Here is a 13,302-nt window from a genome sequence, read left to right on the forward strand (position 1 = left end):
CGGGGGACGGTTTGGGGGCGGAGGTCGTGTGATCAGACCGTCTGAGAACGTCTGAGACCGTGAGCGCAACGGGACCTGACGACGAAGGGCCAGGCCGGGCATGTGCCCTGACCTGGCCCTTCCTGGCGTTCGCGCTGCTAGCAGCTGTGCCCCCGGCAGGATTCGAACCTGCGACACCCGCTTTAGGAGAGCGGTGCTCTATCCCCTGAGCTACGAAGGCTTGGTCGCCGCCGTCAGTGTAACGGGTGGTGGGGGCGGGGGTGGTTGTCAGGAGCGGGTTACCTGGACGCGGTAGTCGCCCTTCGTGTCCTTTTCCAGGACCGAGATCCTTATTCCGTTCGCCCGGTCCGTGAAGGTGTCGCCCGGTTGGTAGGCGGCGTCCGAGAGTTCGGCGTGGACGTTGGGGAGGCGGGTGCAGCCGGGGCTGTCCTTGGTGCTGTCGGTCACCGAGATGGGGCCCTGGCCCGTGTCCACGTCGGAGTTGACCTTGTAGATGAGGACGCCGGGGCGGCAGATCGCCTCGTCGTTGCCCGCCTGGGTGCGGACCTCCACCGCGTAGCCGGACTCCGCGGTGAGCGGGATGAACGCCAGCTTCAGGCCGCCCCGGGTGGCCAGGGGTTCCAGGACGTGGTCCGTCGTGCCGGGGCGGGCGGCGCAGCTGACCTGGTCGTTGTCCAGCCAGCCGAGCTTCCACTTGTGCCAGCCCAGCAGGTCGTTGTTGGCGCCCCAGTCCTCGGACATGATGTCCCAGTGCCCGACCGAGCCGCCGCCCTCCAGGGTGTAGAGGTCGGGCAGGCCGAAGACGTGGCCGTTCTCGTGGGGGAGGACCCGGTAGCCGGTCTGGGCGTACGAGCCGGAGCCGTCGTCCTGGCGGCTGTAGACGAACGAGGTGTTGGACAGCGGGACCCCGTCGGCGAGCGGGGCGTCGTCGTTCCCCGAGAACGTCACCGAGAGCACCGTGTCCAGCGCCGAGGGCCCGGCGTTCGGCGTGACCAGGATGTTGACCAGGTCGTACGCGCCGAAGTCCACCTTCGGATCGGCCGCCGCCACGATGTCCTGCACCAGGTGGCGGTAGCCCGGCTCGTACGGGGAGCCTCGCTCGATCCCGTAGTCCGCGAAGGGCAGCGGCATCCGCAGCCACGAGCGGATCGGGGCCTCCGGTATGTAGGTGAGCCGGCCGTACGAGCTCGTCCGGAACCAGTCCGTGGTCTGCGGGAAGAACTCGGCCAGCCGGTCCATGGCCGGCCCGGTGCCCTGCGCGTCCGGGAAGTCGATCATCAGGTTCAGCGCGCGCACGCGGCCGGTGGAGCGGGCGTAGCCGGGCTCGGTCGGCATGCCCTCCGACATCTGGACGCCCATCGCCGACGCGATCCGGCAGGGGCCGAGTCCGGTGGCCAGCGGGGCCGTCGCGGCCGGGCCCGCCGCGATCGGGCTCTGGAGGGGCAGGGTGCTGCTGGCCGTCGCCAGGGCCGCGATGACCAGGGACGTTGCGGCGCCGAGAGCGAGCGGGCGGCGGCGATTGCGTATCCGGCGGCGGTGCTGCTGCATCGGGGCACCTTCCGGTCCGCGGCAGTCGGCCGGCCCCGGCTGCGCTCTGCCGTCAGCCTCCGCCGGGTGATCGCCGGGCGCTCGCTGGGTGCGCCGTTCGGCTGGTTTCCCCGGCGGCCCGAGCCGGTCTCCCCGGGCGGCCCGAGTCGGTTTCCTCGGTGACAGTGCACGTGACGCAGGTCACAAAGTGCCCGGAAATAAGCGGGGAGTGTTTCCCCGTTTGCATCGGTGTCCCCGCGAAACGGGGAAGCGGTCCCCGGTTGGTTCGCCGAACCGGAGCCGCAGGGGAAGAGAGCCGTAGAACAGCGAACCGGAAGACAAGGAGCGCAGCCGTGGTCGCCGCCCGTACCGCAACCGCCCCCGCGCAGCCGCGTACGCCCAGGCCGAGGGCCGACGCACTGCGCAACCGGGAGCGGATCGTGACGGCCGCGCGCGAGATGTTCGTCGAGTTCGGGCCCGACGTCCCGCTCGACGAGGTCGCCCGCCGCGCCGGCGTCGGCAACGCCACCCTCTACCGGAACTTCCCCGACCGCGCCGCCCTCGTCCACGAGGTCGTGCTCGCGGTCACCTCCCGCACCACCGACCGCGCCGAGGAGGCCACCGCCGAAGAGGCGGACCCCTTCGCCGCGCTCAGCCGCTTCGTCCACGCCGCGGCCGACGAACGCATCGGCGCCCTGTGCCCCATGCTGTCCGGCGGCTTCGACAAGGACCACCCCGAACTGCTCGCCGAGCGCCGGCGCCTCGAAGAGGCCGTCGAAGGGCTCGTCGCGCGCGCCATGTCCGCGGGGCGCCTGCGCACCGACATCGCCGTCGGTGACGTACTGGTCGCCCTCTCCCAGCTCACCCGGCCGCTGCCGGGCATCGCCTGCCCGAACATCGACCGCTTCACCCATCGCCACATCCAGCTGTTCCTGGACGGACTGGAGGCCCCGGCCCGCTCCGTACTCCCCGGAACGGCGGCGACCTTGGAGGACCTGCGGCGCCGCAGCTGACCTGCTCGGCGCCCGCCCCTCCTCCCTCTTCCGCATCCGAACCCGACACCCGACGACAGTCCCGTCAGACCTACCCGTCAGACCTACCGGTCGGACCTTCCGGTCGGACCCGACCTCAGCCGTGCCCGTGACCAGCGGCACGCACGGTTCGCGATCTCCCGCGCCCTCGCGCGCTCCTAGGTGGCTACTCCCATGTCAAAAACAGCTGATATCCGACTCCCGGACCCCAGTCGCTGGAAGGCGCTGGCGTTCATCGCGCTCGCACAGTTGATGGTCGTGCTCGACGCCACGATCGTGAACATCGCCCTGCCGCACGCCCAGACCGACCTCGGCATCACCGATGCCAACAAGCAGTGGGTCATCACCGCCTACGCCCTCGCCTTCGGCGGGCTGCTGCTCTTCGGCGGACGCATCGCCGACCTCTGGGGCCGCAAGCGCACCTTCGTCGTCGGACTCGTCGGCTTCGCGCTGGCCTCCGCGCTCGGCGGCGCCGCGCAGAACCAGGGCATGCTGTTCGGCTCCCGCGCGCTCCAGGGCGTCTTCGGCGCCCTGCTCGCGCCGGCCGCGCTCTCGCTGCTCGCGGTGATGTTCACCGACGCCAAGGAGCGCGCCAAGGCGTTCGGCATCTACGGGGCGATCGCCGGTGGCGGTGGCGCCGTCGGCCTGATCCTCGGCGGTCTCCTCACCCAGACGCTGAACTGGCGCTGGACCTTCTTCGTCAACATCCCGTTCGCGATCATCGCCGCCGCGGGCGCGTACTTCGTCATCCGCGAGCCGGCCGGCAGCCGCAACCGCTCCCCGCTCGACATTCCCGGCGTGGTCCTGTCCGCGCTCGGTCTGGTCGCGCTGGTCTACGGGTTCACCCGCGCCGAGTCCGCGGGCTGGTCGGACGCGCTGACCGTCGGCTCGTTCGTCGCCTCGGGCGTCCTGCTGCTGGCCTTCGTCCTGATCGAGTCCAGGGTCGCCTCGCCGCTGCTCCCGCTGCGCGTGGTGACGGACCGCAACCGGGGCGGCGTCTACCTCTCGCTGGGCCTGGCCGTGATCGCGATGTTCGGCCTGTTCCTCTTCCTCACGTACTACCTCCAGGTCGTCAAGGGCTACTCGCCGATCAAGACCGGCTTCGCCTTCATGCCGATGATCGCGGGCATGATCACCGGGTCCACGCAGATCGGCGCCCGGCTGATGACCCGGATTCCGGCCCGTACGCTGATGGGCCCCGGCTTCCTGACCGCCGCCGTGGGCATGCTGCTGCTGACGCGGCTGGACATCGACTCCTCGTACGCCGCCGTCATCCTGCCCGGCCAGCTGCTGCTGGGTCTGGGCATGGGCACGGCGTTCATGCCGGCCATGTCGCTGGCGACGCACGGGGTCGAGGCGCGTGACGCCGGTGTGGCCTCCGCGATGGTCAACACCTCGCAGCAGGTCGGCGGTGCGATCGGTACGGCCCTGCTGAACACGATCGCCGCCTCGGCCGCCACGGCGTACGCCACCTCGCACGCCGCGCTCGGCGCCAAGGACCCCGAGCTGCTGAAGCTCCAGTCGATGGTGCACGGCTTCACCGGAGCCATCTGGTGGGCGGTCGGCATCCTGGTGGTGGCCGCCGCGATCGCGCTGACCTTCATCAACGCGGGCCGTCCGACAGCGGGCACGCCGACGAGCGGCGGTTCCGGTTCCGGTTCCGGTTCTGCCGCCGGTTCCGCCTCCGGCACGGAGGGTGGCGCCGACGGCGTCGAGGACGAGTTCAGGGTCCCGGTCGTCGCTTCCTAATGCTGTTGTCAAACGGCCGCAGTCGCTGAGGGTGTGACTTGATAGCACCGTCGGTCACGGATCAGGGCCCACAGGACGTTGACGCGTCGGCGGGCGAGGGCGAGCACGGCTTGGACGTGCTTCTTCCCCTCGGCGCGTTTGCGGTCGTAGAACTTCCGCGAGTTCGGGTCGTAGCGGACGCTGACCAGCGCGGAGGTGTAGAAGACGCGCTGGAGTCTTCGGTGGTAATTGAGCGGCCGGTGGAGGTTGCCACTGACCTTGCCCGAGTCGCGAGGGGCGGGGGCGACGCCGGCGAAGGCCGCCAGGGCGTCCGGGGAGCCGAAGTCGTCCAGGCTGCCGCCGATAGCGGCGAGGAACTCGGCACCGAGCACGGTGCCGATGCCCGGGACGCTCTGGACTATGTCGGCGAGTTCGTGCTCGCGAAACCGGCCCTCGATGAGCTTGTCCATCTCGGAGATCTGCTCGTTGAGGGCCATCACCTCCTCGGCCAGGGTGTGGACCAGCTTGGCGGTGGTCTTCTCCCCGGGGACGGCGGTGTGCTGTCGCTCGGCGGCCTCAACTGCTGTTTCGGCCAAGGCTCTTGCGTTGCGGACCTTGCGGTTGGCCAGCCATTTGGTCAGCCGCGCGGTCCCGGCGCGGCGGATCGCGGCCGGAGCCTGGTAGCCCGTCAGCAGCCTGAGCGGGCCGGTGTTGGTCACGTCCAAGGCACGCTCAAGGGCCGGGAACATGCTCAGCAGGGTGCCGCGCAGCCGGTTCACCACGCGGGTGCGGTCTTCGACCAGGTCGGCACGGCGTCCGGTCAGCAGCTTGAGTTCGATGGCGGCTTCGTCACCGGGGCGGATGGGCCGCAGGTCACGACGCATCCGGGCCTGGTCGGCGATCACGTAGGCGTCGCGGGCGTCGGTCTTGCCCTCGCCGCGGTAGCCGTCGGATGCCCGGTTCACCAGACGGCCGGGGATGTAAAGGACTTCCTGGCCGTGGTTGATCAGCAGAGCCAGCAGCAGCGCGGGCTCCCCGCCGGTCATATCGATGGCCCAGGTCACCTGGCGGCCGTCGGCCAGGTCGAGGACGTCACCGATCAACTTCAGCAGCTCGGGCTCATCGTTGGCGACCCGCCGCGACAGCAGGGTCTTGCCCCCGGCGTCCAGCGCGAGGCCGTGATGGTGGCCCTTGCCACTGTCGATCCCCGCCCATATCCGGCTCATCGTGCTCCTGACGTACGTGTGCGTGCTGTTCGTACCACGGACGACCTCGCCGGCATTGCTCTACACAGCGACTTGTTCGCACTTCCTAATCGGCGGCCGAGTCGTCGTGGGGCGCCGGGCGGCGAAGCGATGGTAGCCACGAAACGGCAGCCCACTGATAGCCACACCCAGCACCCCTGGGCGACCCAACCCTACGAATGGCTCGATCAACCCGATCAAGAAGGTAGAGCCCACTGACGGCCGGTGCCCGGCACCGCCCCCGCGCGGATACGTTTCTGCCCCGGTTCCCCGTACAGAGGGAACCGGGGCAGGCCCATGTCTCAGCGCAGCCAGGGAAGTGTCTCAGCGCAGCCAGGGAAGGTCGGCGTCCGCGCTCTCCGGCTGGAGGCCGGCCGCCAGCACCTTCATGATCTCGCCCAGCGAGCGCACCTGGTCGGGCGTGAGGCGGTCGAACATCGCCTGACGGACGGCCTTCACATGGCCGGGGGCCGAACGGCGGAGCATCTCGTAGCCGTCCGGGGTGAGAACGGCGTTCTGGCCGCGCTTGTCGGAGGGGCAGTCCTCGCGGCGTACCCAGCCGTTCCGCTCCAGCCGCGCGACCGCGTGCGAGAGGCGCGAGCGGGTGATCTTGGCGGCCTTGGCCAGTTCCGTCATCCGCATCTGGCGGCGCGGCGCCTGGGAGAGCTGGACGAGCAGGCCGTAGTAGATGTGCGGCATGCCGGCGTCGGCCTGCAACTGGCGGTCGAGGTGATCCTCCAGGAGCGTGGTGGCGTGCAGATAGGCCCGCCAGACGCATTGCTCCTCGTCGGTGAGCCAGTGCGGCGCACTGGTTGATGCCGTGGTCATGTACTCCATTGTACGACCTTTTCTTGAAAGTTTAACTAGATAAGGCTAAGGTCTCTCAAGGTAGGAGCTTGAAGATTAAATAATCTTCCCTGTCGAACATCGAAGCTCGAACCTATGAGTCTCGAACCTTGAGTCTCCCGCCGAAGACTTACCTTGAGCAGCCGCAGTTGGGGAGTGTCATGACAATCACCGCGGAGCGCATGCCCGCCCTCTACCTCTCCCACGGCGCCCCGCCCCTGGCCGACGACCCCGTCTGGCCCGGCGAGCTGGCCGCCTGGTCCGCGGACCTGCCGCGTCCCACCGCGATCCTCATCGTGTCCGCCCACTGGGAGGAGGCTCCGCTCGCGCTCGGCGCGACCGTGACGGCCCCGCTGGTGTACGACTTCTGGGGCTTCCCGGCCCACTACTACCAGGTGCGTTACGCCGCCCCCGGCGCCCCGCACCTCGCCGAGAGCGTACGCAAGCTGCTGCGCGGCGCGGGTACGCCGGTCCAGGACATCCCGGACCGGGGCCTCGACCACGGAGCCTACGTACCGCTGGTCGAGATGTTCCCGGACGCCGACGTTCCGGTGCTCCAGATCTCCATGCCGACGCTCGACCCGCAGAAGCTGATGGACATCGGGCGCAAGCTGGCGCCGCTGCGCGACGAGGGCGTCCTGATCATCGGCAGCGGCTTCTTCACGCACAACCTCGCCGCCCTGCGGCACGCGGGCGGCGGCACCCCCGGCTGGTCGGCGGAGTTCGACGACTGGGGGAACCGCGCGCTCCGGGCGCAGGACGTCGACGCCCTCCTGGACTTCGAGCACAAGTCCCCGGCGGGCCGGCTGGCCCACCCGCGCACCGAGCACTTCGCCCCGCTGTTCGTCACCCTCGGCGCGGCGGAGGGCGAGCTGGACCGGGGCCGCAGCGTGATCGACGGCTTCTGGATGGGACTGGCGAAGCGGTCGGTGCAGTTCGGGTAGCGGTCACGGCCCCCGGTGCTCAGAACGCCGGAGGGTTCAGCTCCACCGAGCGCAGCGCGGCCGCCAGCGCCGTGGCGTCACCGATGTCCAGCGCGGTGTCCGTGAACTTGATGGTGTGGTCGTCGCCGTGCGCAGCCGCCCGCGCGAACACCTCGTCGGCCGTGAGCGAGGCCGCGTACCCGGCCGGCGGCGCGACGGCTTCGGCGGGCGTGTAGGCGGCGGTCACCGCGGCGCTCGCCGCCCACGCGGCCGCCACGCTCGGCGCCCACAGCTCGGGCGGCAGCGCCGGCAGCGTCCGCAGTACGGCGTTGGGCGCGGTCGCCGCGTGCACCAGCATGACCGGCTCGCCGTGCCCGTACTCCGCGTAGCGGTGGGTCGCCGCCCGCACCAGCTCCGCCAGCCGGTCGCGCGCCTCCCGCGCATCGCTCAGGGGCGCGCCCGGCCACTGCGGGAACCCCGTGAGCTGGTCCAGCCGGGACCGGATGCCGCCGCTCTGGTCGGGCACCCGCGCCACGGCGGCCAGCGCGGCCCCGGCGTCCGGGACGGGGGCGAGCGGGGTCAGCGGGGGCAGCGGGTCGTGGCGGGCGGCCCAGTAGCCGAGGGCGTGGGCCAGCTCCCCGACGCGGGGACCGCTCTCCTCGGCCGCCAGCAGGGTGCGCACGCTGTGGCCGACCCGGATCACCGGATGCGTGGCGCCGCCCGCGATGCCGGGGAGCAGCCGGGGCCACCACTCGGCGAGCACGTCGCGCCAGGGGCGGTCGGCGGTCTCCCGTTCGAAGTACACCGCCCAGTCGGCGATGCGGCGGGGGTCGCCCAGGGCCTCCCGCCAGTTGTCCGGGGTGACCTCGGCGAAGCGGTCCGGCATGTCCTCCAGCTTCGCCCGGTAGTGGTCGATCCAGCGGTGCACGCCCGGCGCCTGGCCGTGGCGGACGAGCGCTTCGACGGCCATGGGCGCGTGGTTGCTCAGCCAGCCGTTGTGCTCGGGGCCGTAGGAGTGCAGCCGTTCCAGGGCCTCGTCGAGGGTGCCGGAGGCGTCGGGGGCGGCGGTGGACTCGGATGCGATTCGGGGGGTCGTCTCGTTCATAGCAGTGACGCTATGCACCCGGCGCCTGCCCGGTAACGGGCTGCGGTCCCAGGGCGCGCGGGGCATGGGGCCTAGGACTCCGGTCCCGCTCCGTCCGGCTCCGGCTCCGTCCGGCTCCGGTCCGGGGCTGGGACGCCCGTCACAGCGCGGCTTCGGGCGCAACTCGGAGCCGGTGAGCGGCGTCTTCCGGGGTACTCGTGCACCCTGCGCTCGGCCTGGTGGCGGAACAGAGTACTGCATGATCGCGAAATTGAATGCCAGGCATGGGAATTCTGTCCGGATTCCAGTCGTTGTTTCCATCGGATGCAGGGCACCCGAGAGGGTGTCGCGACCTACTCAGCAAGGGAGCACGCATGGCAACCCGTGCCGTCGCCCGTCGTTCGTCCGCCACCGGCGGGACCAACCGGGCGAGCAGTGTTCGCGCCGTGGGCGGAGAGATCGCCGATCGCGACCTGGTCGGCATGTACCTGGACGAGATAGCCCGTACACCGCTGCTCGACGCGGCCAAGGAAGTCGACCTCTCGCAGGCGGTCGAAGCCGGTGTGTTCGCACGCCAGATCCTCGACGGCGAAGTGGAGAGCGAGGCCGGCGGTGCCTCGCGCGAGGAGCTGGAGGCGCTGGTCGCCGAGGGCGAGCGCGCGAAGGACGTGTTCATCCGCTCCAACCTCCGTCTCGTCGTCGCCGTCGCCCGCCGCTACCCGCGCGCGGGGCTCCCTCTGCTCGACCTGATCCAGGAGGGCAACGCGGGCCTGGTGCGCGCGGTCGAGAAGTTCGACTACGCCAAGGGCTTCAAGTTCTCCACGTACGCCACGTGGTGGATTCGCCAGGCCATCACCCGCTCCATCGCGGACCAGTCCCGCACCATCCGGCTCCCCGTCCACCTGGTGGAGGAGCTGGGCCGCATCCGCCGGGTCCAGCGCGAGTTCAACCGCGAGAACGGCCGCGACCCGGAGCACGCGGAGATAGCCGCCGAGCTGGGCTCCACGCCGGAGCGCGTCGGCGACGTCCTGGACTGGGCCCGTGACCCGGTCAGCCTCAACATGTCCGTGGACGACGAGGGCGATACCCAGTTCGGTGACCTCCTGGAGGACACCTCCGCCATCTCGCCCGAGCAGTCGGTGCTCACGCTGCTGCGCAGCGAGGAGCTGGAGGAGCTGATCGGCAAGCTCGACAACCGGACGGCGTCGATCATCCGTATGAGGTACGGCATCGAGGACGGCCGCGAGCGGACCCTGACCGAGGTCGGCAAGCAGCACGGCCTCACCCGCGAGCGCATCCGCCAGATCGAGAAGCACGCGCTGCTCGAATTGAAGCGAATGGCTCACGACACGGGCTTTGACGCTGCGGCCTGAGCCCGAGTCCAGTAACCTCCGAATCGGGCCGCTCACTCCGGCCCCCCGAAGCTGAGCCCCGGCGCCCACCCCCCCCCCTGGCGCCGGGGCTCATTTCTTTACGCGGCCCGCTTTCTTACGTGGCCCGCCCCCGCTTCATTCAGGGCGTGGCCGCGCGGGTCAGCCGGCCGCCCAGGTCCGCGAGGTACGCCACCAGCTGCGGCGGCTGATGCGCGGTGAACTCGCAGTCCACCAGCGCCAGGCGCAGCGCCAGCCACTCCAGCGAGTCCCGCACCACGGCGCGCAGCCGGCAGCCGTCCTCGCCCTCCGGCTCCAGCGGGCCGATCCGCCCCGGCAGCCGCGACGCGACGAACTCCCGCGGCGCCGCGAAGCTCACGTCCACCTCGAACTCCGGCTGCCGGCGCGCCATCGAACTGCTCAGATACTCCGCGGCGTCCCCCTCCGGCAGCTCCCTCGGCGTGAACCGCGAGCCGGTCGCGAACGGGTCGCTCACCCGGTCCACCCGGAACGTGCGCCACGCCTCGCGCCCCAGGTCGTACGCCACCAGGTACCAGCGCCACCCGGTGCTCACCAGCCGGTACGGCTCCACCTGCCGCCGGGTCTCCGCCCCGTCGCCCGCCCGGTAGGCGAACCGCAGCCGCTCCCGGCCGGTGACCGCGGAGGCCATCACCGTCAGTGTCTCCGGGTCGATCGTCGAGCCGTCTCCGCGGGCCAGCGGCACCGTCGCGTTCTGGAGGATGGAGACGCGGTGGCGCAGCCGGGCCGGCAGCACCTGCTCCAGCTTCGCCAGCGCGCGTACGGACGCCTCGTCCACGCCCTCGATGGCGTGGCCGGCACCGGCGCGCAGCCCCACCGCGATGGCGACCGCCTCCTCGTCGTCCAGGAGCAGCGGCGGCATGGCCGCGCCCGCCACCAGCCGGTAGCCGCCGATCGAGCCGCGCGAGGCCTCCACCGGATAGCCGAGGTCGCGGAGGCGGTCGATGTCGCGGCGGATGGTGCGCGGGCTGACGGCGAGCCGTTCGGCCAGCTCGCTGCCCGGCCACTCGCGCGGCGTCTGGAGCAGGGACAGCAGATTCAGCAGACGTGCCGGGGTATCGGTCATGTCACTCAGGATGCGCGCTCATCAGGTCATGAACTGACCTATTGCCGGTTTAAGTTCTTTCCATGACTTCCACCGCACCACTGCCGTCGCCCGCGGCTCCCTCGGACCGCCGCCGGTGGTTCGCCCTGGCCATCGTGATGACCGCGGCCTTCATGGACCTCGTCGACGTCACGATCGTCAACATCGCCATCCCCAGCATCGAACGGGACACCGGCGCCTCGTTCAGCTCCATCCAGTGGATCGTCGCCGGGTACGCCCTGGCCTTCGCGGCCGGTCTCATCACCGGCGGACGCCTCGGTGACATCTACGGCCGCAAGCGGCTCTTCCTTATCGGCATAGCCGGATTCACCCTCGCCTCGGCGCTCTGCGGCTTCGCGGCCAACCCGGAGATGCTGGTCGCCTCCCGCTTCCTCCAGGGGGCCACGGCGGCGCTGATGGTGCCGCAGGTGCTGTCGATCGTGCACGCCACCTTCCCCGCGCACGAGCGCGGCAAGGTCTTCGGCCTGTTCGGCGCGATCGTCGGTCTCGGCGCGGTGTCCGGTCCGCTGCTGGGCGCGCTGCTCACCGAGTGGAACATCGCCGGTCTGGAATGGCGTCCGATCTTCCTGATCAACCTGCCGGTCGGCATCCTCGGCCTGATCCTGGGCGCCAAGTACATCACCGAGTCCAAGTCGCCGAGGGCCCTGCGCCTCGACCTGGTCGGCGTCGTGCTGGTCACGCTCGCCATGCTGATGCTGATCTACCCGCTGACGCGCGGCCGTGAGCTGGGCTGGCCGCTGTGGGGGTACCTGTCGATGGCGGGCAGCGTCCTGGTCTTCCTGGTCCTCGTGCTGTTCGAGCGCGGCAAGGGCAACCGCGACGGGTCGCCGCTGGTGGAGCTGTCGCTGTTCCGGGTCAGGAGCTTCGCCGCCGGTATCGCCGTGCAGCTGACCTTCGGCATCGGGCTCGGCATCTTCTTCCTGGTCTGGACGCTGTACATGCAGATGGGCCTCGGCTGGAGCGCGCTGCGGGCCGGCACGACCGGAATCCCGTTCTCCGTCTCCGTCTCGGTGGCGGCCGGCCTCTCCGTGCAGAAGCTGGTGCCCCGCTTCGGCCGCAAGGTCCTCCAGGCGGGCGCGCTGCTGATGGCGGCCGGGCTGCTGATCTACATCTGGGAGTCCCACCACTACGGCATGGAGATCACGTCGCTCCAGATGGCGCTGCCCCTGGTGGTCATGGGCATCGGCATGGGCCTGATCGTGGCCCCGCTGGCCGACGCGGTGCTCTCCGAGGTGCCCAAGGAGCACGCCGGTTCCGCTTCCGGCCTGTTCAACACCGTGCAGCAGATGGGCAACGCGCTCGGCCTCGGCCTGGTGTCGGTCGTCTTCTACGGGGCGATCGGCGACCGGCTCACCCCGGCGCAGATCGGCCCGGCCTTCGCCGACGCCTTCGAGCAGTCGCTGTGGTGGGTGGCCGGTGTGCTGGCCCTGATCTTCGTGGTGATGTTCGCCCTGCCGGCCAGGCCGAAGCAGCACGTGGAGGGCGGGGACGCGGCGGAGCCCGCCGAGGCGGAGGAGCCCGCCAGGGAGCCCGCGCTCACACACTGAGCCGACGGCGTACGCGGCAGAGTCACGGTGCCCGCATCCCCCCGGGGGGGACGCGGGTACCGGCATGCGCGGCCCCCTCCGCCGGGCCCCGGATCAGCAGATGCGCGTACGGGACTCCATCGCGCAGCGCGCCGATTCCTCGTCGCCGTACACCTCGCACATGTGGCGGCCGTCCGGCGTCGCCGTGTGCTCGACCTCCCACAGGCTGGTCTCGCTGCCGTCCAGGAGCAGGAACGCGTGCTCGTACAGCGTGAACCCGGCGTTGCGGCCCTCCACCTGGAGCCGGCGGCCGAACACCTGGGTGATGTGGTGGGCGAAGGCGGCGCGCAGCAGGCGGGCGGTCTCCTCGCCCGGCCCGTCCCCGTTCTCCGCGCGGCGCAGCACCCGGCGGGCGTGGTCCGCCGAGTTGTCCGGGGCGTACATCCGGGGGTGCGGGGCCGGGGGAGCGGCCATCAGGGCGGACAGCAGCTCCAGGTCGGCCTGCGCCGTCTCCTCGTCGCCGAACTCCGGAACGTCCCACGGGCTGCCCGTCAGCCGGGCGGCGGCGATGTGGGCGTCGGCCTCGTCGTCGTACAGCTCGTGGCGGCGGGTGTCGGGGTGGCCGGCGCCGCGCGGACCGCCGTGCACCAGCTCCCACAGGGTCAGCGGGGAGCCGTCGCTCAGCAGATACGTGTGACGGTAGGTCTCGCGGTGCAGTGTGGCGCTGTGGTGCGAGGAGTACAGGGAGCTGCTGTGGGCCAGCGCGGTGCCCAGCCGCTCCACCGTGCGGTCGGACAGCTCGAACGAGTTGAGAGTCCGGCGCAGGATTCGCTCGACGTGCTGCTCGGTCGTCTCGTACGGATCGCTCACAGTGCTGTC

Annotated in this window: 11 protein-coding genes and 1 tRNA gene; 5 read left to right on the forward strand and 7 right to left on the reverse strand. The window is 70.9% G+C overall.

Features of this window, described 5'->3' with window-relative positions; all coding sequences use genetic code 11:
- Positions 1 to 147: 147 nt before the first annotated feature.
- Positions 148 to 220 (reverse strand) — tRNA-Arg (locus tag DNK56_RS03670).
- Between the two features lie 47 nt (positions 221 to 267).
- Positions 268 to 1,548, reverse strand: coding sequence for a M6 family metalloprotease domain-containing protein (locus DNK56_RS03675; RefSeq protein ID WP_111330378.1), 1,281 nt, complete (start codon positions 1,546 to 1,548; stop codon positions 268 to 270).
- Positions 1,549 to 1,880: 332 nt separating this feature from the next.
- On the opposite strand from DNK56_RS03675, the gene DNK56_RS03680 reads away from it, so the two are divergent.
- Both DNK56_RS03680 and DNK56_RS03685 read left to right on the forward strand, forming a co-directional pair.
- Positions 1,881 to 2,540 carry a TetR/AcrR family transcriptional regulator gene (locus DNK56_RS03680; protein ID WP_111330380.1) on the forward strand — a complete coding sequence of 220 codons (660 nt, stop codon included), beginning with the start codon at positions 1,881 to 1,883 and terminating at the stop codon, positions 2,538 to 2,540.
- Positions 2,541 to 2,732: 192 nt separating this feature from the next.
- The gene (locus DNK56_RS03685) at positions 2,733 to 4,307 is read left to right on the forward strand and encodes an MFS transporter (RefSeq protein WP_111330382.1); all 1,575 of its coding nucleotides are present in this window, start codon (positions 2,733 to 2,735) and stop codon (positions 4,305 to 4,307) included.
- 8 nt (positions 4,308 to 4,315) lie between these two features.
- Here DNK56_RS03685 and DNK56_RS03690 read toward each other — a convergent pair whose 3' ends face one another.
- Together DNK56_RS03690 and DNK56_RS03695 are read right to left on the reverse strand one after the other, a co-directional pair.
- Complete coding sequence (locus DNK56_RS03690) at positions 4,316 to 5,512, reverse strand: IS110 family transposase (protein ID WP_111330384.1); 1,197 nt, start codon at positions 5,510 to 5,512, stop codon at positions 4,316 to 4,318.
- Positions 5,513 to 5,854: 342 nt separating this feature from the next.
- A complete protein-coding gene (locus tag DNK56_RS03695; RefSeq protein WP_111330386.1) occupies positions 5,855 to 6,367 on the reverse strand; it encodes a MarR family winged helix-turn-helix transcriptional regulator in 513 nt (170 codons plus the stop codon).
- A gap of 170 nt (positions 6,368 to 6,537) precedes the next feature.
- Between DNK56_RS03695 and DNK56_RS03700 the strand changes: the two genes are divergently transcribed.
- Positions 6,538 to 7,320, forward strand: a complete 783-nt coding sequence (locus DNK56_RS03700; RefSeq protein ID WP_111330388.1) for a dioxygenase family protein — start codon at positions 6,538 to 6,540, stop codon at positions 7,318 to 7,320.
- Between the two features lie 19 nt (positions 7,321 to 7,339).
- On the opposite strand, the gene DNK56_RS03705 is transcribed toward DNK56_RS03700, so the two are convergent.
- Positions 7,340 to 8,404, reverse strand: a complete 1,065-nt coding sequence (locus DNK56_RS03705) for a questin oxidase family protein (protein WP_111330390.1) — start codon at positions 8,402 to 8,404, stop codon at positions 7,340 to 7,342.
- Positions 8,405 to 8,757: 353 nt separating this feature from the next.
- On the opposite strand from DNK56_RS03705, the gene DNK56_RS03710 reads away from it, so the two are divergent.
- Complete coding sequence (locus DNK56_RS03710) at positions 8,758 to 9,756, forward strand: sigma-70 family RNA polymerase sigma factor (protein WP_111330392.1); 999 nt, start codon at positions 8,758 to 8,760, stop codon at positions 9,754 to 9,756.
- A 139-nt stretch (positions 9,757 to 9,895) separates the two neighbouring features.
- Here DNK56_RS03710 and DNK56_RS03715 read toward each other — a convergent pair whose 3' ends face one another.
- Complete coding sequence (locus tag DNK56_RS03715) at positions 9,896 to 10,858, reverse strand: helix-turn-helix transcriptional regulator (RefSeq protein WP_111330394.1); 963 nt, start codon at positions 10,856 to 10,858, stop codon at positions 9,896 to 9,898.
- A gap of 62 nt (positions 10,859 to 10,920) precedes the next feature.
- Here DNK56_RS03715 and DNK56_RS03720 point away from each other — a divergent pair, with 62 nt between their 5' ends.
- The gene (locus DNK56_RS03720) at positions 10,921 to 12,444 is read left to right on the forward strand and encodes an MFS transporter (RefSeq protein WP_111330396.1); all 1,524 of its coding nucleotides are present in this window, start codon (positions 10,921 to 10,923) and stop codon (positions 12,442 to 12,444) included.
- A 93-nt stretch (positions 12,445 to 12,537) separates the two neighbouring features.
- Here DNK56_RS03720 and DNK56_RS03725 read toward each other — a convergent pair whose 3' ends face one another.
- On the reverse strand, positions 12,538 to 13,293 hold the full coding sequence (locus DNK56_RS03725; RefSeq protein WP_111330398.1) for a DUF6227 family protein: 756 nt from the start codon (positions 13,291 to 13,293) through the stop codon (positions 12,538 to 12,540).
- Positions 13,294 to 13,302: the final 9 nt, after the last annotated feature.

The sequence above is a fragment of the Streptomyces sp. AC1-42W genome, assembly GCF_003248355.1.
Taxonomy (GTDB): domain Bacteria; phylum Actinomycetota; class Actinomycetes; order Streptomycetales; family Streptomycetaceae; genus Streptomyces.